The 23505-nt window shown below is 73.4% G+C and carries 15 protein-coding genes and 1 tRNA gene; 6 read left to right on the forward strand and 10 right to left on the reverse strand.

Going from position 1 to position 23505, the window contains the following annotated elements; all coding sequences use genetic code 11:
• Positions 1-134: 134 nt before the first annotated feature.
• Positions 135-635 (forward strand): transcriptional regulator BldD, encoded by a 501-nt coding sequence (gene bldD, locus DDQ41_RS11500; protein WP_017945577.1) that lies wholly within the window; start codon positions 135-137, stop codon positions 633-635.
• 372 nt (positions 636-1007) lie between these two features.
• Here bldD and nusB read toward each other — a convergent pair whose 3' ends face one another.
• From nusB to DDQ41_RS11535, 6 genes are all read right to left on the reverse strand, one after another.
• Positions 1008-1436 carry a transcription antitermination factor NusB gene (gene nusB, locus DDQ41_RS11505; RefSeq protein WP_109294416.1) on the reverse strand — a complete coding sequence of 143 codons (429 nt, stop codon included), beginning with the start codon at positions 1434-1436 and terminating at the stop codon, positions 1008-1010.
• Positions 1437-1438: 2 nt separating this feature from the next.
• Positions 1439-2005, reverse strand: a complete 567-nt coding sequence (gene efp / locus DDQ41_RS11510) for an elongation factor P (protein ID WP_109294417.1) — start codon at positions 2003-2005, stop codon at positions 1439-1441.
• A gap of 71 nt (positions 2006-2076) precedes the next feature.
• Positions 2077-3192: an aminopeptidase P family protein gene (locus tag DDQ41_RS11515; RefSeq protein ID WP_109294418.1), complete on the reverse strand. Its 1116-nt coding sequence runs from the start codon at positions 3190-3192 to the stop codon at positions 2077-2079.
• Between the two features lie 1169 nt (positions 3193-4361).
• A complete protein-coding gene (mfd, locus tag DDQ41_RS11525; RefSeq protein ID WP_109294419.1) occupies positions 4362-7892 on the reverse strand; it encodes a transcription-repair coupling factor in 3531 nt (1176 codons plus the stop codon).
• A 585-nt stretch (positions 7893-8477) separates the two neighbouring features.
• The gene (locus DDQ41_RS11530; protein ID WP_109294420.1) at positions 8478-11051 is read right to left on the reverse strand and encodes an ABC transporter permease; all 2574 of its coding nucleotides are present in this window, start codon (positions 11049-11051) and stop codon (positions 8478-8480) included.
• On the reverse strand, positions 11048-11836 hold the full coding sequence (locus tag DDQ41_RS11535; protein WP_109294421.1) for an ABC transporter ATP-binding protein: 789 nt from the start codon (positions 11834-11836) through the stop codon (positions 11048-11050). Before DDQ41_RS11535 ends, DDQ41_RS11530 begins: the two co-directional genes overlap by 4 nt.
• A gap of 469 nt (positions 11837-12305) precedes the next feature.
• Between DDQ41_RS11535 and DDQ41_RS11540 the strand changes: the two genes are divergently transcribed.
• The gene (locus DDQ41_RS11540) at positions 12306-13847 is read left to right on the forward strand and encodes an MFS transporter (protein WP_109294422.1); all 1542 of its coding nucleotides are present in this window, start codon (positions 12306-12308) and stop codon (positions 13845-13847) included.
• Positions 13848-14127: 280 nt separating this feature from the next.
• Here DDQ41_RS11540 and DDQ41_RS11545 read toward each other — a convergent pair whose 3' ends face one another.
• From DDQ41_RS11545 to DDQ41_RS11555, 3 genes are all read right to left on the reverse strand, one after another.
• Positions 14128-15015, reverse strand: coding sequence for a hypothetical protein (locus tag DDQ41_RS11545; RefSeq protein ID WP_109294423.1), 888 nt, complete (start codon positions 15013-15015; stop codon positions 14128-14130).
• Between the two features lie 516 nt (positions 15016-15531).
• A complete protein-coding gene (locus DDQ41_RS11550; protein ID WP_109294424.1) occupies positions 15532-18120 on the reverse strand; it encodes an SUKH-4 family immunity protein in 2589 nt (862 codons plus the stop codon).
• A gap of 8 nt (positions 18121-18128) precedes the next feature.
• Positions 18129-19136 carry an SMI1/KNR4 family protein gene (locus tag DDQ41_RS11555; RefSeq protein WP_109294425.1) on the reverse strand — a complete coding sequence of 336 codons (1008 nt, stop codon included), beginning with the start codon at positions 19134-19136 and terminating at the stop codon, positions 18129-18131.
• Between the two features lie 227 nt (positions 19137-19363).
• Between DDQ41_RS11555 and DDQ41_RS11560 the strand changes: the two genes are divergently transcribed.
• Positions 19364-19885, forward strand: coding sequence for a YwqJ-related putative deaminase (locus DDQ41_RS11560; protein ID WP_109294426.1), 522 nt, complete (start codon positions 19364-19366; stop codon positions 19883-19885).
• A 10-nt stretch (positions 19886-19895) separates the two neighbouring features.
• Entirely contained in the window at positions 19896-20390 is a 495-nt protein-coding gene (locus tag DDQ41_RS11565) for an SUKH-3 domain-containing protein (RefSeq protein WP_109294427.1), read from the forward strand.
• Positions 20391-20632: 242 nt separating this feature from the next.
• On the opposite strand, the gene DDQ41_RS11570 is transcribed toward DDQ41_RS11565, so the two are convergent.
• Positions 20633-22108, reverse strand: a complete 1476-nt coding sequence (locus DDQ41_RS11570; protein ID WP_394342180.1) for a sensor histidine kinase — start codon at positions 22106-22108, stop codon at positions 20633-20635.
• 368 nt (positions 22109-22476) lie between these two features.
• Here DDQ41_RS11570 and DDQ41_RS11575 point away from each other — a divergent pair, with 368 nt between their 5' ends.
• Positions 22477-23349 carry a hypothetical protein gene (locus DDQ41_RS11575; RefSeq protein WP_109294429.1) on the forward strand — a complete coding sequence of 291 codons (873 nt, stop codon included), beginning with the start codon at positions 22477-22479 and terminating at the stop codon, positions 23347-23349.
• Positions 23350-23355: 6 nt separating this feature from the next.
• Positions 23356-23426, forward strand: a tRNA-Gln gene (locus tag DDQ41_RS11580).
• Positions 23427-23505: the final 79 nt, after the last annotated feature.

Here is a 23505-nt window from a genome sequence, read left to right on the forward strand (position 1 = left end):
AGCCTCCGTACCGCCCCTGGCGGGAGGGCGTACGGACCATTCGGCTTGACGCACCCAAGTAACGCTGCGTAACCTTCACAGTGAGTGACCAACCTCGCGGCCGAGCCGCACGTGATCAGCGTCCGGGGAGCTATATGTCCAGCGAATACGCAAAACAGCTCGGGGCCAAGCTCCGCGCCATCCGTACCCAGCAGGGGCTCTCGCTCCACGGGGTGGAGGAGAAGTCCCAGGGCCGCTGGAAGGCCGTCGTCGTCGGGTCGTACGAGCGCGGAGACCGCGCCGTGACCGTGCAGCGCCTCGCCGAGCTGGCGGACTTCTACGGTGTACCGGTGCAGGAACTCCTTCCCGGCACCACGCCGGGCGGTGCCGCCGAGCCGCCGCCGAAGCTCGTGCTCGACCTCGAGCGCCTCGCCCATGTCCCCGCCGAGAAGGCCGGGCCGCTGCAGCGCTACGCGGCGACCATCCAGAGCCAGCGCGGCGACTACAACGGCAAGGTGCTCTCGATCCGGCAGGACGATCTGCGCACCCTCGCCGTGATCTACGACCAGTCGCCGTCGGTGCTGACCGAGCAGCTGATCAGCTGGGGCGTACTGGACGCGGACGCGCGCCGGGCCGTCGCCCACGAAGAGGGCTGAGCCGACACCACCAGCAGAAACGTTGCCGCCGGGCCGTGGGAGGGGCTGCCTCCGACGGCCCGGCGCCGCGCTGCCACCTGCCCGCCGCCGGCGCTTCCGCCATCCCCTCACGGCCGGGCCGGCCGCCGCCTGGCTCCCGGGGCCTTCCGCGCCGGGCTCGTCCCGAACCGCCGCGTCCGCGCGGCGGCCCCCTCCTCGGTGTCTTCCCCCGGGGGTGGGTGCGCACGAGGCGCCGTGCCCGGACGCGCGGACCCGGTCTCCACGGCGGCTGCGCCCGCGCGTCCGGCCACGGCGAAGGCCCGCAGCACCGGGGCGGGTACTGCGGGCCCACCGGGCTCACGCCCGGCTCAGGCTCGGCCTATGCGGCTCGGCCTACGCGTCGCGCAGGGTCGGCTTGAGGTCCTTGAAACGTCCCAGCAGGCCGTTCACGAAGGACGGCGAGTCGTCGGTGGAGAACTCCTTGGCGAGTCGCACCGCCTCGTCGATCACCACGGCGTCCGGGGTGCCGTCCACCCAGACGAGTTCGTAGGCGGCGAGCCGCACGATGTTGCGGTCCACCACGGGCATCCGGTCGAGCGTCCAGCCGACCGCGTGGGTGCCGATCAGTGCGTCGATCCGGTCCGAGTGCTCCGCGTAGCCCTCGACCAGCTCCATCGTGTACTCGCTGACCGGCGGCTGGCGGTCGTCGGACCGCGAGTGCCGGATCCAGTCCGCGAGGACCTCCTGCACGGACGCCCCGCGCTGGTCGGCCTCGAAGAGGATCTGGAAAGCGCGCTTGCGGGCCTTGTTGCGGGCGGCCACGGTTAGCTGTTCACCCGGCCGAGGTAGTCGCCGGAACGGGTGTCGACCTTGATCTTCTCACCCGTGGTGATGAAGAGCGGGACCTGGATGGTGTAGCCGGTCTCCAGGGTGGCGGGCTTGTTGCCGCCCGTGGAGCGGTCGCCCTGCACACCCGGCTCCGTCTCCTGGATGACGAGCTCGACGGCCGCCGGAAGCTCGACGTAGAGCACCTCGCCCTCGTGCTGGGCGACGGTGGCGGTGAAGCCCTCGACGAGGAAGTTCGCGGCGTCGCCGACCGCGTTGCGGCCGACGTGCAGCTGGTCGTACGTCTGCATGTCCATGAAGACGAAGTACTCGCCGTCCATGTACGAGAACTGCATGTCGCGGCGGTCGACGGTGGCCGTCTCGACCTTCACGCCGGCGTTGAAGGTCTTGTCGACGATCTTGCCGGAGAGCACGTTCTTGAGCTTGGTGCGCACGAAGGCCGGGCCCTTGCCGGGCTTGACGTGCTGGAACTCGACGACGGACCAGAGCTGGTCGTTGTCGAGCTTGAGCACCATGCCGTTCTTGAGGTCGTTCGTGGTGGCCACGGTTGCGGAATCTCCTGGACTGACGCTGGTGGACGACCGGGGAGAAGCGAAGGTGCGCGCTGCGAGCGGAGCTAGAGCGCGAGCAGCTCCTTGGTCGTGATGGTGAGTAGCTCGGGTCCGCCGTCCGCCTCCTGGCGCACGACGAGCGTGTCATCGATCCGGACCCCGCCCCGGCCCGGGAGGTGGACCCCCGGTTCGACGGTGACCGGCACACAAGCGTCCAGTTTACCCATGGCGGCAGGTGCCAGCTGCGGGTCCTCGTCGATTTCCAGTCCCACACCGTGACCGGTGAGCGGCGCGAGTCCCTCGCCGTACCCCGCCGAGTCGAGGGGGTGACGGGCCGCGCGGTCCACGTCCCGGTACCCGGCGCCGGGCAGCAGGGCCTCGCGGCCGGCCCGCTGAGCGGCGAAGACGAGGTCGTACAGCTCGATCTGCCAGTCGGCGGGAGTGGTGCCGATGACGAAGGTGCGGCCGATCTCGCAGCGGTAGCCCCGGTAGTTGGCGCCGAGGCAGACGGAGAGGAAGTCCCCTTCCTCGACGCGCCGGTCCGAGGGCCGGTGGCGGCGGCGCCCGGAATTCGGGCCGGTGGCCACGGAGGTGGGGAAGGCCGGGCCGTCGGCACCGTGGTCGACGAGCCGGCGTTCCAGCTCGAGGGCGAGATGGCGCTCGGTGCGGCCGACGAGGATGGACTCCAGCAGTTCGCCGAGGGCCTGGTCGGTGATCTCGGCCGCGATCCGCAGGCAGGCGATCTCGTCCTCGTCCTTCACCATCCGCTGCTGCTCGACGGCGCCGTCCAGATCGCTCAGCCGCAGGCCGGGGGCGACGGTGCGCAGCGCGCGGTGGCGGGCGACGGTGAGGTGGTTCTCCTCGACGGCGAGCGCTTCGGCGCCGGATCCCGCCGCGCTCTCCGCGGCGGCGACGGCGGGGTCGTCACCGTGGACCGGCATGACGGTGAGCCGCAGCTGCTCGTCGAGACGCCCGTCGACGGGGTCACCGGTGGGCGCGGTGGGGCACAGCAGTTCGTCGGCGGAGTCACCCGCCGGGCCCAGGAGCAGTACGGCACCCGGTGGGGCGCCGCCCGCGAGGTATCGGACGTTGGCAGGCCGGGAGATCAGGGCCGCGGCGCTCCCGGCCGCGACACAACGGTCGCGCAGCCGGCTGCGGCGGACGGCGAACACCTCGGACATGGGACGAGCCTAAGAGGGCGGAGCCGATCCGGCCGGTTGAGAGCGTCCGTGCGGGGGGCCTTCCGGGGTGCGCCACCCCGGGGGAAGCCGCCTCGGCCCGCTCCGTGTGCTCCGCGCCCCGGGGCGCCGCCGGGCCGCCGGGGCCGGTGCACCCACGATCTCGACGCCACCGTCCGCTTCTGCACCGAAGCGCTCGGCTTCCGGTTCGACGCGAGTGGAGCGCGCCTCGGGCAGGAGTCCACCGCTGCGTCTTCCTGGACACGGGCGACGAACGGGTGCTCGAACTCTTCGACGCGGGTTCCACCCCGCCCGGCCGGTTCGGGCCGGCCCTTCGACACGCCTCCCCTCCCGACCGACGAGGAGCGGGCCCGCGCCGCCGCCCTCGTGCACTTCGCCCTCCGCACGGAAGACCCGGACACCCTCTGCCGGGGCCGCGGGGGCCGCCGGCGCGGACGCGGGCGGCTGCGGCGGCGGAGTCGCCGGGGCGGCCCCCACGGCAGTGGCGGGGACCGTGACCAGCGCGCCCGCCACCAGACCGATGACGGCCGGAACATGCTGACGAGGCATCAGGGGCTCCTCACTGCTAAGGCGGTACGGCCGGCGCCATGGGCGAAGCCCTGGCGAGCCAAGCCGAACACGTCCCGCTCCCGCCGTCGCCCCGGCCTGGTCCGTCCGGACGAGCCGTGCCCCGTACGGACCACGACGCCGGCCCCACGGGGGTCCCGCCGATCCGGCCCGCTCGCCGCCGCACCCCGAAGGCCGTTCCCGAGAGCAGTTCTGACGGCACGTCGCTCCGACGGCATATCGCTCCGACGGTCCGGAGGGCGTCTCCGGAGGGCCTCTCCGGAGGGGCCTCTCCGGGCTCACCTCGAGGGGCGCATCCCGGCCGCGGGGCCACCACGCCCCGCGCCCCGCGCCCCGGAGCGCGGCCCCGGGCCCGCACACAGCACCGCGACGGCACGGCGCCGGCACCGCTCCGGCACGGCTCCGGCACGGCCATCAGGACGTCGCGGCGACATCAGGACGCCACGACACCACGACGCACCCGTACGCCGCCCGGTGAGGGCCGCCGACGCCACCGCCGACGCCACCGCCCGCGAGGCCCCGCTCCCGGAAGGCCCGGCGGCGCCGCGGCCGCGGCCCCCGCGGGGCTCCCCGCACGAGCCGCGCTACGACCCGAGGACCGACGTCAGCAACTCGCCCGTCCACGCCAGCAGTTCACGCCCGACCACCGGCTTGCCGCCGATCCTCCCCGCCGTCGGCCGGGGCACCAGTACCTGCTGCACCGCCGGCTTGATCACCGTCCGCGGGTACAGCCGCTTCAGCCGCAGCTCCTGCGACTCGCGCAGCTCCACCGGCGCGAAGCGGATGTTCGGGCCCTGGAGGACGATCTCGCCGACCCCGCAGGCGCGGGCGAGCATCCGCAGCCCGGCGACCAGGAGCAGGTTCTCCACCGGCTCTGGCAGCTTGCCGTAGCGGTCGACGAGTTCCTCGCGCACCGCCTTGACGTCCTCCTCCGAGTTCGCGGCGGCGATGGCCCGGTACGCCTGGAGGCGCAGCCGCTCGCCCGGCGCGTAGTCGTGCGGGACGTGCGCGTCGACCGGCAGTTCGATCTTGACCTCCAGCGGCGGCTCCTCCTCCGCGCCGCCCTCCAGCGAGGCCCGGTAGTCGGCGACCGCCTCGCCCACCATGCGGACGTACAGGTCGAAGCCGACGCCCGCGATATGGCCGGACTGCTCGCCGCCGAGGAGGTTGCCGGCGCCGCGGATCTCCAGGTCCTTCATCGCCACGTACATGCCCGCGCCCATCTCGGTGTGCTGGGCGATCGTCGCCAGCCGCTCGTGCGCGGTCTCGGTCAGCGGCTTCTCCGGCGGGTACAGGAAGTACGCGTAGCCGCGCTCCCGGCCGCGGCCGACCCGGCCGCGCAGCTGGTGCAGCTGGGACAGGCCGAAGTTGTCGCCGCGCTCGACGATGAGGGTGTTGGCGTTGGAGATGTCGATGCCGGACTCGACGATCGTCGTGGAGACGAGCACGTCGAACTTCTTCTCCCAGAAGTCGACGACGACCTGCTCCAGCGCGCTCTCGCCCATCTGGCCGTGAGCGGTCGCGATCCGCGCCTCCGGAACGATCTCCCGCAGCCGCGCCGCCGCCCGGTCGATCGACTCGACCCGGTTGTGGATGTAGAACACCTGTCCCTCGCGGAGCAGTTCACGGCGGACGGCCGCACCGATCTGCTTCTCCTCGTAGGGGCCGACGAAGGTCAGCACCGGATGGCGCTCCTCCGGCGGGGTGGTGATCGTCGACATCTCGCGGATGCCGGTGACCGCCATCTCCAGCGTCCGGGGGATCGGCGTCGCGGACATCGTCAGCACGTCGACGTTGGCGCGGAGCTTCTTCAGCTGCTCCTTGTGCTCGACGCCGAACCGCTGCTCCTCGTCCACGATGACCAGGCCCAGGTCCTTGAACCTGGTCTCGGACGAGAACAGCCGGTGCGTGCCGATGACGATGTCGACGGAGCCGTCCCGCAGCCCCTCCAGGGTCGCCTTCGCCTCGGCGTCGGACTGGAAGCGGGACAGGGCCCGGGTGACGACCGGGAACTGGGAGTACCGCTCGGAGAACGTCCCGAAGTGCTGCTGCACCAGCAGCGTCGTCGGGACGAGCACCGCCACCTGCTTGCCGTCCTGGACGGCCTTGAAGGCGGCCCGTACCGCGATCTCCGTCTTGCCGTAGCCGACGTCACCGCAGATCAGCCGGTCCATCGGAACCGACTTCTCCATGTCCTCCTTGACCTCGGCGATGGTGGTCAGCTGGTCGGGTGTCTCGGCGTAGGGGAAGGCGTCCTCCAGCTCCCGCTGCCAGGGCGTGTCCGGGCCGAAGGTGTGTCCGGGCGCCGCCATCCGGGCGCTGTAGAGCTTGATCAGGTCGGCGGCGATCTCCTTGACCGCCTTCTTCGCGCGCGCCTTCGTCTTCGTCCAGTCCGCCCCGCCGAGCCGGTGCAGCGTGGGCGCCTCGCCGCCGACGTACTTGGTGACCTGCTCCAGCTGGTCGGTGGGGATGTAGAGGCGGTCACCGGGCTGGCCGCGCTTGGCGGGGGCGTACTCGACGAGCAGGTACTCGCGGGTGGCGCCCTGGACGGTGCGTTGCACCATCTCCAGATAGCGGCCGACGCCGTGCTGCTCGTGGACGATGTAGTCGCCCGCCTCCAGGGTGAGCGGGTCGACCTGCTTGCGGCGGCGCGTCGGCATCCGCGCGCCGTCCCTGCCCGCGGCCTTCTGACCGGACAGGTCGGTCTCCGTCAGCACCGCGAGCTTCAGACCCCGGTCGACCAGCCCGTGGTCGATCGAGCCGCAGGCGACATGGACGACGGACGGGGAGATCTCGCCGAGGTCCGCGTCCAGGCGGGCCGCGATGCCCTCGCCGCCGAGCACCTCGACGGTGCGGGACGCCGTGCCGTGGCCCTCGGTCACGAACACCGTGCGCCAGCCGTCGGCGAGCCACCCCTTGGTGTCGGCGAGAGCACGGGCGGTGTCCCCCCGGTACGCCTCCGGGGCGTGCATCCCGAGCGTCAGGGTGTCGCCGGTCAGCTCCTCGTCCGCCGCGAACGGCGACACGGACCACCACATCATGCCCAGCTCGCGCGCCCGGTCCCGCACGTCGGCGATCCCCCGCAGGGAGGCCGCGCCGAGGTCGATCGGCGCCTGCCCGCCGCCGGCCGAAGCGGCCCACGACGCGTGCAGGAACTCCTGCGAGGTGGCCACCAGGTCGGCGGCCCGGGTACGGACCCGCTCGGGGTCGCACACCACGGCCATCGAGCCAGCCGGCATGACGTCGAGCAGCAGCTCCATGTCGTCCACCAGGACGGGGGCGAGGGACTCCATGCCCTCGACGGCGATCCCCTCGGCGATCCTCCCCAGCAGTTCGCCCAGCTCGGGATGCTCCTCGGCGAGGGCCGCGGCCCGCTGACGCACCTCGTCGGTGAGCAGCAGCTCACGGCACGGCGGCGCCCACAGCCCGTGCTCGGCGACCTCCAGCGAACGCTGGTCGGCGACCTTGAAGTAGCGGATCTCCTCGACCTCGTCGCCCCAGAACTCGACCCGGAGGGGATGCTCCTCGGTCGGCGGGAAGACGTCGAGGATGCCGCCGCGCACGGCGAACTCGCCGCGCTTCTCGACCAGCTCCACCCGCGAGTAGGCCGCGGCCGCGAGCCCTGCGACGACGTCCTCCAGATCGGCGGTCCGCCCGGTGCGCAGGGCCACCGGCTCCAGGTCCCCGAGGCCCTTGACCTGGGGCTGGAGCACCGAGCGTACGGGGGCGACGACGACCCGGACCGGCCCGGCGGCCGGGTCGTCCGCGCTGGGGTGCGCGAGCCGGCGCAGCACCGCGAGCCGCCGGCCGACGGTGTCGGAGCGGGGGGACAGCCGCTCGTGCGGCAGGGTCTCCCAGGAGGGGTAGTCGACGACCGTGTCCGGGTCGAGCAGCGACCGCAGCGCGGCGGCCAGGTCCTCGGCCTCGCGGCCGGTCGCGGTCACGGCCAGCACGGGCCGGTGGGCCTCGCGGGCCAGGCCCGCCACGACGAAGGGCCGGGCGGCCGGCGGTCCGACCAGATCGACATGCGGCCGGTGACCGTCGCCCGCGGCTTTCACCGCTTCGACGAGGGCGGGGTCCTTGACGACGGCGTCGAGCAGACCGTGCAGGCTCATGAAGGGTTATCCGTCCGGGTCCGTAAGAAGGTGGGCAACGCGAGCCGCCCGGCACGTATGGGTTCCCTGTGATCCAGGGCCGGCCGGGGCTCTCCAGGGTACGCCCGCCGGAAATCCGGAGGGGCGGCTTGACCGGGGCCCGCCTCCGGTGCGGGTACGTCGCGGGATCTCGCCACCCGGCCGGCGGCGACAGAGCCGTATGCGGCCGTCGACGGGCAGACGCGGGCAGGCGGGGGGGCAGACACGGGCAGGTGAGGGCGGACGAGGGCAGGCGCGGGCAGGCGACTGGAGGCGAGGGCAGGCGCCGGGCGACGACAGGCAGCAGGCAGTTCAGGCGGCTCAGACGGCTCAGACGGCTCAGGCGGCTCAGGCACCGCAGGCAGTCACCACGGCGGCGGGCCCAGACGCCGGGACGACCACCGGCAGACACGGCAGACACGGCAGACAGGGCAGACACGACAGGCAGCCGGCAGGCGGCAGCCGGCAGGCGGCAGCCGGCAGGCGGCAGGGAGCGGTGACGGCTCCGGCCCGGCGAGCGGGAAGGACGCTCGCCGGGCCGGTCCCTCGTGCCGTGGACCGCCGCGGCTACTCGGCGGCGATGGCGTTCAGGACGTTCATCCGGCCGGCGCGGAAGGCCGGCACCAGCGCGGCGACCAGTCCCACGAACGCCGACCCGACGAAGACGTACAGGATCGTCGGCCACGGGATGTCGAGGACGCCCAGGCCCTCCAGAGCGAGCAGCTTCTGCGCCGCGGTGCCCCAGCCCATGCCCAGGCCGAGGCCGAGCAGGGCCCCGAAGAGCGCGATCACGACCGACTCCAGGCGGATCATCCGGCGCAGCTGGCGGCGGGACAGGCCGATCGCCCGCATCAGGCCTATCTCCCGGGTCCGCTCCACCACCGACAGGGCGAGGGTGTTGACGACGCCCAGGACGGCGACGATGACGGCGAGCGCGAGCAGGCCGTACACGATGTTCAGCAACTGGCCGACCTGGTCCTTCAGGACCTGCTTGAAGTCGGTCTGGTCCAGCACCCGGTACTGCGGGTAGGCGGCGAGGGCGTCCTTGAGGGCCTGGTAGGCCTCCTGCTCCTTGCCCTGCTCTGCGTCGGCGAACATCATCGTGTTCATCGGCATCCGCTCGGGCGTGAGGTACTGCCCGGCGGTGCTGATGGCCATGTACATCGAGCCCTTGTCGACGTTGGTGTCGTCGGAGGTGACGGCCGCGACCCTCAGTTTCGCGGTCTCACCGCCCCGGAACGCCACCGTCATCGTGTCGCCGACCTTCACCCCGTGCTGCTCGGCGTAGTCCTCGCCGACGGACATGGCGTCCTTGCCGTACGCGGCGGCGAGATCCCCGGCGACGATCTCGCGGCGCAGGACCTGGGCGTACGTCGGGTCCGCGGCGACCAGCCACTCGTCGTCGCTGGACGTCCCGTCGGGAGCGGTGACGGTCGCGCCCACCCTCCGGTACTCGGTGACGTCGGCGACGCCGGGCACCTGCTCCAAAGCCTTCTGCGCCTGCGGCACGATCATGCCGTTGGCGGACTGGACGACGAAGTCGGCGCCGACGGACCTGTCGAGTTCCTCCGTGGCCGAGGCGACCATGGACGAGCCGACGACGGACAGGCAGGCGACGAGCGCGAGGCCGATCATCAGGGCGGCGCCGGTGGCCCCGGTGCGGCGCGGGTTGCGCAGGGCGTTGCGTTCGGCCATCCTCCCCACCGGCCCGAAGACCCGGAGGAGGACCGCGCCGAGGACCCGCACGACGCCGCCCGCCAGCAGCGGGCCGACGACGATGAAGCCGACGAGGCTGAGGACGACGCCGGCGCCGAGCCAGATCGAGCCGCCGGCGGCCTCGTCGGCTCGTGTCGCCGCCCAGAGCGCGGCGCCGCCGACCCCGGTGAGGACCAGGCCGATGACACCCCGGACGAGTCCGGCCCGCCCGTCGGCGGGGGTGCCGGCGTCGCGGAGGGCGGCCATCGGGGAGACCTTCCCGGCGCGTCTGGCCGGGATGTAGGCGGCGACGAGCGTGACGACGACGCCGAGCACGAGGCCGACCGCGGGTGTCGTCCACTTCACGGTCAGATCCGCCGTCGAGAGGTTCATGCCCACCGCGGACATGAGCCCCATCAGGCCGACGGCGAGCCCCACCCCGGCGCCGACCCCGACGACCGAGCCGACGACGCCGAGGAGCAGCGCCTCGACGAGCACCGACCGGTTGACCTGGCGGCGGCTCGCCCCGACGGCACGCATCAGGCCGATCTCGCGGGTGCGCTGGGCGACCAGCATGGAGAAGGTGTTGACGATGAGGAAGACGCCGACCAGGACGGCGACCCCGGCGAAGCCGAGCATCGCGTACTTCATGACGTCGAGGAAGCCGCTGACTCCCTGCCGTCCCTCGTCCGCCGCCTCGGCCTGCGTCTGGAGCGTGTACGGGCCGTCGACGGCGGCGGCGACGTTCCTCTTCAGCCGCTCGTGGCTCACCCCGGGCGCGGCATCGACCATGATATGGGTGAACTGCCCGGTTCCACCCAGTAGTTCCCGCTGGGCGGTGGCGGTGTCGAAGTAGACGATGGCGGCGCCGGGGTTGGTGACCTTGAAGGACGCGATACCGGAGACCGTCGCCGTGAAGTCGCCGGTGACGGTGATGGTGCGCAGCCTGTCGCCGACCTTCAGGCCGTGTTTTCCGGCGGTGTCGGCGTCGACCATGACGTCGGTGGGGCCGCGGGGGGCGCGGCCGGAGGTGATCTCCATGGAACGCAGATCGCCCCGGCCCCAGTTGGCGGCGATCGTCGGAGCGCCGGTGCTCGAACCCATGTTCTCGTTGTGGGCGTCGACGACGGTGACGCCCGTGGAGACGACGGCACCCGCGGCGGACTTCACGCCCTCGGCCTTCTCCACGGCCGGCAGCAGCGAGGCGGGCAGGGTCTCCGGACGGCCGCTCCCCGGCGCCTGGTCGTCGGCCCCGGACTTCGCGGGGCTGACGGTGACATCGGCGGTGGTGACCGCGAAGAGCTTGTCGAAGGTGGTGTTCATCGTGTCGCTGAACACGAGGGTCCCGGACACGAACGCCACGGACAGCAGGACGGCGACGGCGGACAGGGCCATACGCCCCTTGTGCGCGAGGAAGTTCCGCAGCGAGGTCCTCAGCACGGTCACGAGGTCCGCCCCCGGGCGTCGAAGTCCTTCATGCGGTCGAGGACCTGCTCGGCCGTGGGGTCGAGCATCTCGTCCACGATCCGGCCGTCGGCGAGGTACAGGACGCGGTCGGCGTAGGAGGCGGCGACCGGGTCGTGGGTGACCATGACGATGGTCTGGGCGAGTTCGTCGACGGACCGGCGCAGGAAGCCCAGGATCTCGGCGCCGGAGCGGGAGTCGAGGTTGCCGGTCGGCTCGTCGCCGAAGATGATGTCGGGCCGGGAGGCGAGGGCGCGGGCCACGGCGACGCGCTGCTGCTGGCCGCCCGACAGCTGGCTGGGGCGGTGCTTCAGCCGGTCGGCGAGCCCGACGGTCTCCACCACCCGGTTCAGCCAGGCGGTGTCGGGCGCCCGGCCCGCTATGTCCATGGGGAGGGTGATGTTCTCCAGGGCGTTCAGCGTGGGCAGCAGGTTGAACGCCTGGAAGATGAAGCCGACCCGGTCGCGGCGGAGCCGGGTGAGCTTGGCGTCCTTCAGCCGGGTGATCTCGGTCTCGTCGAGGTGGATCTCGCCCGAGGTGACGGTGTCGAGTCCGGCGAGGCAGTGCATCAGCGTGGACTTTCCGGAGCCCGACGGGCCCATGATCGCGGTGAACCGGCCCCGCATGATGTCCACGTCGACGTGGTCGAGTGCGACGACCCGCGTCTCACCGGATCCGTACGCCTTCACCACCTGTCGCGCCCGGGCCGCGACGGCCGAACTCCCTCCGGTACCCCCGTGCTTGGGAGTGGTCACAGCCGTTGCCACGGTAAGTCTCCTAAGTCAGTGAACGGTCGGCCGGACTTGAGCGCGCCGCTCGCGGTACGGATGTGCGGGAGGAGCGACCCCCCTCGCTGGTACGCAGCAGGGTTCCCGCCGGGGGCTCTCCCCACCCCGCGGCGTGCCCGGGGCCGTGCCGCCGATACGAGTCCACGGTACGGATGGCCTCGCGGTCCGCTCGTCCTCCCGGGGGACGAACGCTACCTGGACGAAAGTAGGGAGATCCCCCTAGGGGCCCCATTGGCCCGGCACCGGCACTCGCCTCCGGACGCAAGCCCCTCCCCCGGCGGGGCGCGGGGTGAGAGGCTGTGCCCGGCGGAGATACGTGCATAGGGAAGGAATCTCGATGGGTGGGGGCGGGGAGAGGGGCCGGAGCGGGGACGCCGGCCGGAGCGGGGAAAGGGGCCGAAGCGGAGACACGGGCCGGAGCGGAGACACGGGCGCCGACGGCGCAGGCATGGACGCGGGCGGCCCACCCGCCGGACAGCCGTTACGCGGAGGAACCGGACCGGGCGAGGACGGGCAGCCCACCGTCACCACCACGGGTCGGCGCGGGCCGGTGGTCGCCGCGCTGATGCTCGGGATGGCACTCGCCGCCCTCGACGGGACGGTCGTGTCGACCGCGGTCCCCCAGATCGTCGGCGATCTTGGCGGCTTCTCCGTCTTCTCCTGGCTGTTCTCCGGCTATCTGCTCGCCGTCACCGTCACCCTCCCCGTCTACGGCAAGCTCTCCGACACCTTCGGCCGCAAGCCCGTGCTGATCGCGGGCATCGTGCTGTTCCTGGCCGGTTCGCTGCTGTGCGCGGCGGCGTGGAGCATGGCCTCGCTCATCGCCTTCCGCGTCGTCCAGGGACTCGGCGGAGGAGCGTTGCAGGGCACGATCCAGACCATCGCCGCCGACCTGTACCCGCTGAAGGAGCGGCCCCGGATCGTGGCGAGGCTGTCCACGGTGTGGGCGGTCTCGTCGGTCGCCGGCCCCGCGGTGGGCGGCCTGCTGGCCGCCTACGCCGACTGGCGCTGGATCTTCCTGATCAACCTCCCCGTCGGCGGGGTCGCACTCTGGCTGATCGCCCGTCACCTCGTGGAGCCGGTACGGGAGCGGGGGCCGCGGCCCCGGGTCGACTGGCAGGGCGCGCTCGCCGTCTTCGTCACCGCGACGCTGCTGCTGACCGCACTCGTCCAGGGCGGAGTCGCCTGGCCCTGGATCTCCGCCCCCTCGCTCGGGCTCCTCGGCGCGAGCGCGGTCTGCGCCGCCGTGACCGTACTCGTCGAACGGCGGGCCGCGGAGCCCGTCATCCCCGGCTGGGTGTGGCGGCGGCGCACCATCGCCTCCGTGAACCTGGCCATGGGTGCGCTGGGGCTGCTGATGGTCGCGCCGACGGTGTTCCTGCCGACGTACGCCCAGTCGGTGCTCGGGCTCGGGCCGATAGCGGCCGGGTTCGTGCTGTCCGCGATGACGCTGAGCTGGCCGGTCACGGCGGCGTACGCCAACCGCGTCTACAACCGCATCGGGTTCCGCGACACGGCCCTCACCGGGATGGGAGCCGCGCTGCTCGTCCTGCTGGCCTTCCCGCTGCTGCCGTACCCGGGTGAGCCGTGGCAGCCGGCCCTGATCATGCTGCTGCTGGGCGCGGCCCTCGGCTTCTTCCAGCTCCCGCTGCTGGTCGGCGTGCAGTCGACCGTGCCCTGGGCCGAGCGCGGGACGACGACGGCGTCCGTGCTGTTCAGCCGTCAGGTCGGTCAGAGCGTCGGTGCCGCGCTCTTCGGGGCGCTGGCCAACGCGGTGCTGGCCGCCCGCCTCGGCGGTGCGGGCGATCTGGACTCGGTCTCCCGCGCGCTGGCGGACGGGTCCTCGCAGGAACCGCTGCGGCGCGCGGTGGCGGCGGCGGTCGATCTCGTCTTCGCCGGCGCAGCGGCCGCCGCCGCGCTCGGGCTGCTGGCACTGCTGTTCGCACCGCGCAGGTTCGCGGTCCTCAAGGAGCGCCGGCCGGACGTCTGACCCGGAGGGCCTGCGCGGGGCACGTGCGGGGTGTTGTGCGGGGGCGCCCGTGCGGGGCCCGTGCGGGGCCTGCCTCTTGCGGCAGGAGGACCGGCGTCGCCGCACCTCGCGCGCATGGTGCCCCGGCGGGCGGACACGGGCGCAACACCGGCTGACTTCGCCGGCCCGGCGACAGCGGCCGCGGTCCGGCCCGGCCCGGCCCGGCCCGGCCCGGCGAAAGCGAAACAGAAACAGAAACAGAAACAGAAACAGAAACAGAAACAGCGTCCGCGAGTACGAATCAGTCCGGGGGCTGCGGGCGCTCCGTGAGACCGGCCAGAACCTCCCGGACGTGGTCCAGCTGCGCATGGATCTCCTCGGCCCGCCGCACATGCTCACGCAGCACCCGGTCCGTCTCCCGGGAGACACGCACCGCCCGTACGCCGGCCTCGTCCACCATGCGCGCGGCCAGCGCCTGAGCCTCCTCCCGGCCGCGGCGGGCCGACTCCTCGGCCTCGGCGAACGCGGACAGCGCCTCCGAAAGCCGCGCACGCGCCCGCGCGGTGAGGGCCCCGTAGCGCTCCGCCGCCTCCGCGTCACGGGCCGACAGCTCCCGCTCCGCCTCGTAGCGGCGGGACACCCGCATCCGGTCGAGTTCCCTGAGCATGCCGGCCGCCCGGCACCTGGCCGTCTCCAGTACGGCCATCGCCTCACCGCGGTCGGCCGCGGCCTCCACCCGTGCCGCGTCGCGGAGTTCCTCCGCCGTGGCCCGCGCCGACAGGAGCATCCGCCGCGCCCGCGCGTCCGCCTCCTCGCAGGTCTGCCCCGCCCCCACCCGCGCCAGCTCCCGCAGCCGGCGCGCCTCCGACTCCGCCGCCTCGCACACGGCCCGCGCCTCGTCCCGCGCGGTGGACAGCACCAGGGCCGCCTCCTTCTCCGCCAGGTCGAGGACCTCCCGGGCGCGCGGGCCGAGCGGCTCGTACGTCGGTGGCCCCAGCGCCTCGGCGAACTGCCGCAACGACACCGCCTCCGCCGCCAGCTGCTCCACCACCCGCGCCAGGCGCGCCGCCCGCCGCCGCGCCTCGTCCCGCTCCCGCGCGAGCGCGGAGACATACCGGTCGACCTGATCCAGCCGGTAGCCGCGGCCGCGTACGGTGACGAACCCTCCCTGAGCCGATCCCGCATTCATCACTGGACTCCTCTCGGAGCGGTCGACGCGGGAACATCGTGCTCGATCGGGGCGAGGCAGCTGTACCGCGACACTCCGCCGCACAGTAGTGCGCACCGGACCTGAGGGATGGATCGGACGCCCGGGGGCGCACGCTCCGGCGCACGGACGTGCCGCACCACCGGCTCGGCGACCGGCCACACGCGGGAGGCACCGCCGGCCGACCGTCCGCCGACTACCGGCAGCGGGACCGGCGACGCCCGGCGGGAGCCTGCCACCACCGCCCTCAGCGAAGACCGCTACGCCCCGGCAGCCGCCCGTGACCAACCGCGGCGGGCACCTCGGCTCCGCCGTCAGCAGACGTCAGCAGACGTCAGCGCCGTCTCGGTCGAACGCCCGATGGCCGTTCCGGGCGCTGTTCCGGGCGCCGCGCTCGGCGCCACCCGACGCCGCACCCCGCGCCACATCCCGCGCCGCATCCCGTGTCGTCAGCGGCGAAACGGTTCCGCTGCTCGCGACCGCCGCGCCGTCATCGCATCAGAGCAGTCCGTCCCACATCTGCTCCAGCAGCACCGACCACCAGCTGTCCGGTGAGGACAGAGCCGCCGGATCCAGCGTGGCGAGCTGCGCCTGGAAGTCGATGGTCCACCGGCCCGCCTGCTCCGGGCTGAGCCCGAACCGCAGCCGCCACATCCGGCCGAGCAGCGCCAGGGAGCGGGTGAACTCCGGCAGGCCGCTGTTGACGAACTGGGGCACCATCGGCTGCCCGCCCGGACCACCCTCCACGGGCACCGCCACGATGTGCGCGGTGCCGTACTGGACACAGATCGCCCGGCCGAAGTCGCTGCCCAGGACCAGGTACGAATTCGCGTCCGACGGTGGCCGCACCTGCCGCTGCGCGGCCAGCTCGCCGAGTGTCGGCACCACCGGGTGCGGCGGCTGCGCCCAGAAGAACGGTCCGAAGTCCGCCGGGAGACCCGCCCACACCAGCGTCCGCGCCACGATCTCCGGCACCCCCTGACGGGACACGGCCCGCTGCTCGAACCGGCAGACGCCCTGCGGCCCGAACGACCCCACCAGCTCGTGCGCCACCGCCTCCGGCGGAAGGGGCGGGGCAGGCTGCACCCGGGGCAGCGGAGCGCGGACCGGCGCGGGACGCGCCGGGCCGTCGGCGACCTGGTGCAGCTCGCCCTGGTGGGTCAGCAGCTGCCGCATGCCGCCCTGCCTGCCGGCGTGGTCCCTGCCGTAGGGGGCGATGCTCGTGATCCGGGCCTGCGGCCACGTCTCCCGTATCATCCGGGCGCAGTAACCCCCGGGCAGCTCGCAGGACTCCAGCTCGGTATGCAGCTCGAGCACCTGGTCACTGGGGACGTTCATCGCGCGCAGCTCGTGGAAGATCTGCCACTCCGGGTGCGGTGTGCCCGGCGCCGAACGGCGGATGAGCTGCTGCTCGGAACCGTCGGGCGCACGGTAGCGCAGCACGGCCTGGTAGCCGGGGCCGACGGTCGGCACAGCGGCGGGCTGCTGCTGTTGCCGCGGCGGCTGCGGTGGCTGCGGTGGCTGTTGCGGATAGCCGTACGCGGTCTGCGGACCGGGCTGGGGCGCGTACGGTACCGGCCCCGGAGGGCCCGGAGGCCGCGGCACCCCCGGACCGGCCGGAGCCCCACCCGGGCCGGCCTGACCCGGGTTCGCCAGCACCGTCGCCGCATGGTGGACCCCACCCGGCGGAGTACCCGGAACCCCCGGCGGGCCAGGGGGCCGCGGCGGGCCAGGCTGTGGCGCGTCCGGCGGCTGCGGTCCCCCGGGGCCGGGCCGGGAGACCATCTGCGTCGGTACGTACCCGCCCGTCGGCCCACCCGAGGCACCCGGTCCACCCGACTCGGGCGGCACGGCGCCAGGCCGGGCACCCGGAACGCCTGGCGGCCGGCCCGGTGGCGGAGGAGCAGCCGGGCCGGTGCCGCGCGGTCCGCGCGGTGGCACCGTGGCCCTGCCGGTCGAGGCGTCCGCCAGGTCCTCCGCGGAACGCGGCGCGGCAGTGCCGGGAGGCGGTGCCGCGCCGGGACCGCCGCTGCCACTACCGCTGCCACCGCCAGCCGCACCCGCGCCCGCACCCTGGCTCTGGGGGTCGAAGGCGGGCGACACCGCCGTGCGCGGCAGTCGGCTCCCGCCGGACATCAGCGCCGTCGGCGCCTCCGCGCCCGCCGGAGGCGGCTGGTCGTCCTCGCCGTCGGCACCCGCGAGCGGCGGCGCGAGCACCGTCGCAGGCAGCGGTACGGAACCGTCGTCCGAGCCGGCGTTCGTGTCCGTCCCCGCCCACGGCGTCGCCCCCGCCGGCGCGGCCGGCACCCCCACCGGCGCGGCCGGCTCGTGCTCGCCGCCGCCGCGCCCGCCGGCGGCCGGCGCGGCCGCGGCCGCCACTCCCTCGGGGTGCGTCCCCGGCGCCCCGACTGCCGAGGCCGCCGCCGTACCCGGCCACGCGGCCCCGCCCACATGCGAACCACGGCCGCTCGTCACACCGCCACCGGTCGTGTCCCGGGGGCCGCCCGTGTCCTGCGCCGACCGCGCCGAGCGGGAGCCCTGCCCGGGGCCGGCGGACGCGTCCGCCACCGGCACACCAGCCACCGGCACACCGGTCGCCGACGCTCCCGCCGTAGAAGCACCGGCCGTGGAAGCACCGGCCGTGGAAGCACCGGCCGTGGAAGCACCGGCCGCCGAGGCACCCGTGCCACCGCGTGCACCCCTCCGGTCCGAGATGCCGAGCTTGTCCGCCGCGTCCTGCAACCACTCCGGCGGACTCAGCAGGAACGACGTCTGGTTCAGATCGACCCGCTCAGGCGGTGCGGCCGAAGACGCAACCGTCCCGGGAGGAGCGCCGTACTCCTCCTCGTAGCGGCGGATCACCTCACCCACCGGCAGGCCCGGCCACAACGTGGCCTCCCCGCTGTCCCGGGCGATCACCATCCGCTGCCGGCCGCCGTCCGACGTCGGCCCCTCCGGACGGTCCTCCGCCCACACCACGAAGCCCGACCCGAACTCCCGCACCCGGACCTCGCGGTGCTGGTAGGCGGGCAGCTCGCCGTTGACCCACTCCTCCGCGCGCTCCTGCGCCTGCGCGAACGTCACCATCGAGAAGTTCAACCCCCCACCGGGACGGCATGCGCGAAGCCGCCGTCCACCATCAGGTTCGCGACGGTCTCCAGCTCCGGCGGGTTCCCCACCAGCCGGTCCAGGAACGCGTCGAAGTCCTCGCCGCACGGCAGCAACAGGCTCTCCACCCGCTCCGCCACCGTCCGGCCGTCCCGGTCCCGGGCGTCGTCGTACGCGCAGAACCACACCGAACCCACCGCCGCACCGCGGACCTTGACCGCCAGCAGTCCGCCCTGGACGAAACCGACCCCCAGATAGTCCTTCGTCAGATGGTCGCGCAGGCACTTGTTCGCGTACACCAGGTCATTGACCGCCGCCTCCTCCCGCACCGTGAGGAACGGCTGGTCCACCAGCAGCCCCAGCGCCGCGTCGAGCGCCACGCCCACCGGTGCGCACCCTCCGGCCGCCTTCAGGAAGGAACGGTACGCACCCGGCAGCCGGTAGCCCAGGTCCTCCTCCACACCCAGCAGTTGCCGCTCGGACACCGAGACCGCGCCCTTCGGCAGACCGAAGTGCGCGGGCCGCGTCTCCTGCAACGGACGGGTCCCGCGCTTCCCCTGGTCCACCAGCGCCGTCGCCACACCGCCGTGATGCCGCAGCAGCGCCTTCACCTCGACCGGCACCAGCTCCAGTCGGCGGCTCCCCGCCACGTGATGCCACGTCCAGCCGTGCGGCGTCGCCACCGGGGGAATGGTGTCCCACAGCTCGTGACCTGCCGCGGCCAGCGCCGCGTTCGCCGACACGTAGTCCGTCAGCCGCAGTTCGTCGACGCCGAAGCCCTCCGGCGGTGCCGCGATCTCCGCCGCCGCCCGCGCATACGGTGAGAAATCCGGAAAACCGCGCTCGTCCACCCGCACACCCTCAGGATGCCGAGCGGCCCTCACCGGGTCCGGGAAGCGAACGACCTGTCCGGCGTAGGCGGCGTTCGGCGGCGCTGCGTTCCCCGGGCCCCGGGAGCCGGGAGGTGTGCCCAGCCCCATCCGACCTGTCGTCATGGCGGTATGCCCCCTGCTGCGTCCTGCTGGTTCACCACAGCCTATGCGGTGGGGCGGAAGGGCCACCGCCCCTCCGTTCCGGTGACGAGCCATCATCTCCGAGTGATCCCCAGACCGGGACAGGACGACACAGTCACACCTTTCAGCCACCCCGCTTCCGCGCCGCCCGCCCCGTTTGGCAGGCTGTCCCAGCAACTCGGGGGATTGCACGGAGGGACAACAGCACGATGCACACGGCACCGCAACCGTCGCCGACAGCCACCACGGGTGACCCCAGGCTCAGCTGGAGCAGCGCGGAGTCCGCGGCACGCCCGCCCGCACTCCGCTTCCGCCGCGACGGGATCCTGCCCACCGTCGCCGCCGCACTCTCCGTCCGCGGTACGACCCTCACCTGCACCGCGGCCAGAGGAGACCGGACGCCCACCCTCCACCCGCTCGTCCAGGACTTCCTCGACACCCTCACCAGCGGCCAGCGCGAACGCTTCACCGGCAGATGCCCCGAAGCCATCCTGCTCTCCCGCCACATCGGCGCCACCGACACCGCGCGATCCAAGCGCGCCCGGCGCAAACCCCTCAGCCCCGGCGAGGCCCGCCGCTCCCTCAAGCACGCCAAACTCACCACCCGGCGCATCCGGGAGGACGGCGACCCCCTGCACGGCAGTTACGCCGCCCCCTGCCGCTCCTGCGCGGCGATGCTCGCCCACTTCGGCGTACGCGTCGTCGAACCCGCCCAGACCGAGAACGGCTGAACGCACGCACATGCCCGACCACCCCCTCAGCACCACCCGGTTTCCCGTCGCCGTCGACGCGGCCCTGCGCGACGCGGGCTGGCAACCGGGCCGCTGGGACATCAAACTCGCCGAGCACTGGGCCGACACGCTCCGCGCCCACATCTCCCCCGGAGGCCACCGGCACAACGTCTTCCCCGCCGCCGTCGAGGCCTGGGCCGAGTTCGGCGCCCTGCACATCACCCCACCCGGACCCGGCCGACAGACCGCGCCCGCGGCACTGCGCCTCGACCCCCTCGCCGGGCTCCACCTCGCCCGCACCCTCGGCGATCTCGGCCGCGCCCTCGACACCGAGATCGCGCCGCTGGGAGAGGAGGGCGACGCCCAGGCCGTCCTCGCCATCGACGCCGAAGGCCGCGTCTACAGCGTCGACCACACCGGCGACTGGTACCTCGGACCCGACCTCGACCGGGCCCTCATCGCCCTCGTCAACGGCAACCAGCCCGCACGTCTCACCACACCCTGAGCGGACGGCACCGGGGACACCGCGGACGGCGGGGCACCCGGGACACCACGGGAGCGTGGCACCACGGACAGCGGGACGCCGCGGGCGCGGGACACCACGGACAGCGGGACACCACGAGGGGGAGGCCGTATGCGCGACACCCATGGCGGCGGGCCCCGGGGCCGCAGGAGCCGTGGCGGTGTGGGTCCCTGCGGTGTGGGTCCCCGCCGGGACCCACACCGCCACGGCTCGGCCCCCGGGACTCACCCCGCCGGGGACTCCGCCTGCGACCCCGCCTGCGACCCCGCCGGGGACTCCGTCGGCAGCACCGCCGGGGACTCCGTCGGCGACCCCGTCGGCAGCACCGCCGACATCCGGAAGCCGCCCCCGTCCGTCGGCCCCGAAACGAACACCCCGCCCAGCGCGGACACCCGCTCCCGCATGCCGACCAGACCGTTCCCCCCGCTCGGCAGACCCGCGTCCGCCGCGCCGCGCAGCGAGGGCCCGTTCTCCACCTGCATCGCGACCTCCGCCGCACGGTGGGCGACCCGTACCCACGCCCTCGCACCCGGCGCGTGCTTGTGGACGTTCGTCAAGGCCTCCTGCACCACCCGGAACGCCGTCTGCTCCACGTCCGGCCGGTACGCACGCGGCTCGCCCTGTACCGAGAGTTCCACGGCCATCCCCGCCAACCGCGACTGCTCCACCAGCGAACCGAGATCCGCCAGCGACGGCCCCTCCCCCGCAACCGCCGCACCCGCAACCGCACCCTCGACGACCTCGACGACCTCGGCCGCCTCCGCCGCCTCAGCGGCCTCAGCCGCAGCAGCAGCCGCGGCCCCCACCGCGGCCAGCGGCACCGGCTCGGCCGTCGCCCGCGCCACCACCTCCTCACCCGACCTGAGCACCCCGAGCATCTCCCGCAGCTCCGTCAGCGCCTGCCGGCCCATGTCCCCCACCAGCGCCGCGTTCCTCGCCGCCTTCTGCGGATCCTTCAGCGCCACCGCCTGCAAGGCCGCCGCGTGCACCACCATTAGACTCACCCGGTGCGCCACCACGTCGTGCATCTCCCGCGCGATCCGCGTCCGTTCCTCCGTACGCGCCCACTGCGCCCGCTGCTCCGCGCGGTCCGCCAGCAGTGACAGCTCCTGCTCGAGACTGATCGCCCGCTCCCGCAGGCTCTCCATCAGCCGCCGCCGCGCCCCCACGTAGAGTCCCAGCAGCAGCGGCGGGGCGGTCAGCCCGATCGACATCACGACCGACACCACCGGCACGTACCAGGACCCCGGATCGAAGTCGGCCGTCGCCACGTCCTGCCTGGTCCTCACGAACGTGACGATCAGGGTCCCCAGCAGCGACATCCCCGCCAGCGCCGCGATCACCCGCCGCGACGCCTCCGAGGCGGCGAGCGTGTACAGCCCGACGATCCCCATCAGGAAGCCCATCCCGGCCGGCGTGATCGCGATCGACACCAGTACCACGGCCACCGGCCGGCGCCGGCGCAGCACCAGCGCCGATCCGGCGAGCAGGCCGAAGGCCACCCCCACGAGCGCGGGCAGCGAGGCCCTCTCCGCGAACCGGGCACCCTCCAACGCGCACTCGGCGGCGGACAGGAGAGCGAGTCCCCCGTCCAGCACCGCGCTCCGCCGGCGCCCCCACCACAGCGATCCCCACAGCGCTCCTCCCGGCGACGACCCGCTCCACAGGGCGCCCCGTGTGCCACCCCGCCCGCCGCCCATCGTGTCTCCCGGTCCGCCCCCCGCAGACCCGCCGTCCCGCCTGCTTCCCGAAGCCTCGCCCCGCCCGCCCTCGCCCTCGCCGATCCGCCCGCCCTCGCCCTCGCCGGTCCGTCCGCCCTCGCCCTGGCCGGTCCGTCCGCCCTCCGGCCCGCCTCCGCGCCCGCCTCCCGGCCCGCCGTCCGCAGAGTCCCGGTGTGCCCCCGTTGTGGTCATGCCTCACAGCGTACGAAAGCGGTCGAGCGGTTTTCCGGCGGCTTCCGCAGCACGAACCGCCGCCCCAGAGGGCCGTGAACCGCGACAATCGCCCGAACCGGCGAATCGGGCACGCTTTCGACCCGGACGCCCGCATTCGAGACGAGCCTGGATGCATGACCTCCATGAGCGGCGGATGCGCCGACTTCGACGACCTCCGCAGACAGGCGATCGCGCTGCGCCGCGAGGGCCTCAGCCTCCGCCAGATCCGCGACCGGCTCCGCATCGGCAACAACGACATCCTCAACCGCCTGGTGAAGGGCGAGCCCCCGCCGGACTGGACCAGGCGCCCCCACGCGCGGGACGACCTCCGCGCGAAGGCGCGCGCACTCCGGAGCCAGGGGATGACCTACGACCAGATCCAGGTCGAACTGGGCTGCTCGAAGAGCTCGATCTCGCTGTGGGTACGGGACCTGCCGAAGCCGGTTCCGCGCACGCCTTCGGAGCAGGCGAGACTGGCCGCCCGGAAGCGCTGGGAGCACGAGGGCCCGAGGAGGGAGGCGGCGCGTCAGGCGACCAAGGACACCGCCCGGCGGGAGATCGGCACCCTGACCGAGCGGGAGTTGTTCCTCGTCGGGGTGGGGCTGTACTGGGCCGAAGGCACCAAGGACAAACCTCACGCCCGGCGGGAGAGGGTTATCTTCGTCAACAGCGACCCCGGAATGATCAGGCTGTTCCTCGCATGGCTCGACCTGGTCGGAGTGGACCGAGGCCACCTGAGGTTCCACGTCATGATCCACGAGTCCGCCGATGTGCATGGCGCGGAGCGCTACTGGGCCGACGTGGTGGAGGCAGACGTCTCGGCTTTCGGCAAGACCACGCTCAAGCGGCACAACCCGAAGACCGTCCGCAAGAACGTGGACACGCGCTACCGGGGCTGCCTCGTCATCCAGGTCAGGCAGAGCGCCGAGCTGTACCGTCGCATCGAGGGCTGGTGGTACGGCATAGTAGGGGCTGCATCCGCAACCGAACCACCAAATCGGACATAGCGGTAATCCCGGGTCGTCTAAGGGCAAGACGTCAGATTTTGGTTCTGATCATGGGGGTTCGAGTCCTCCCCCGGGAGCAAGCCTGCTCGGTTCGGGCCCTGACCCCACGGTCAGGGCCCGCGCTCATTTCACGCCTGTACGCCCCCGGTATCCTTC

Source organism: Streptomyces spongiicola, assembly GCF_003122365.1.
In the GTDB taxonomy this organism is placed as follows: Bacteria; Actinomycetota; Actinomycetes; order Streptomycetales; family Streptomycetaceae; genus Streptomyces; species Streptomyces spongiicola.

Bases quoted from the DNA above. Each gene is read 5' to 3' on its own strand.
- bldD (WP_017945577.1), top strand. From the start codon at position 135: ATGTCCAGCGAATACGCAAAACAGCTCGGGGCCAAGCTCCGCGCCATC.
- DDQ41_RS11515 (WP_109294418.1), bottom strand. From the start codon at position 3,192: ATGTCCGAGGTGTTCGCCGTCCGCCGCAGCCGGCTGCGCGACCGTTGT.
- mfd (WP_109294419.1), bottom strand. From the start codon at position 7,892: ATGAGCCTGCACGGTCTGCTCGACGCCGTCGTCAAGGACCCCGCCCTC.
- DDQ41_RS11540 (WP_109294422.1), top strand. From the start codon at position 12,306: ATGGACGCGGGCGGCCCACCCGCCGGACAGCCGTTACGCGGAGGAACC.
- DDQ41_RS11545 (WP_109294423.1), bottom strand. From the start codon at position 15,015: ATGAATGCGGGATCGGCTCAGGGAGGGTTCGTCACCGTACGCGGCCGC.
- DDQ41_RS11550 (WP_109294424.1), bottom strand. From the start codon at position 18,120: ATGGTGACGTTCGCGCAGGCGCAGGAGCGCGCGGAGGAGTGGGTCAAC.
- DDQ41_RS11555 (WP_109294425.1), bottom strand. From the start codon at position 19,136: ATGACGACAGGTCGGATGGGGCTGGGCACACCTCCCGGCTCCCGGGGC.
- DDQ41_RS11560 (WP_109294426.1), top strand. From the start codon at position 19,364: ATGCACACGGCACCGCAACCGTCGCCGACAGCCACCACGGGTGACCCC.
- DDQ41_RS11565 (WP_109294427.1), top strand. From the start codon at position 19,896: ATGCCCGACCACCCCCTCAGCACCACCCGGTTTCCCGTCGCCGTCGAC.
- DDQ41_RS11570 (WP_394342180.1), bottom strand. From the start codon at position 22,108: ATGGGCGGCGGGCGGGGTGGCACACGGGGCGCCCTGTGGAGCGGGTCG.
- DDQ41_RS11575 (WP_109294429.1), top strand. From the start codon at position 22,477: ATGACCTCCATGAGCGGCGGATGCGCCGACTTCGACGACCTCCGCAGA.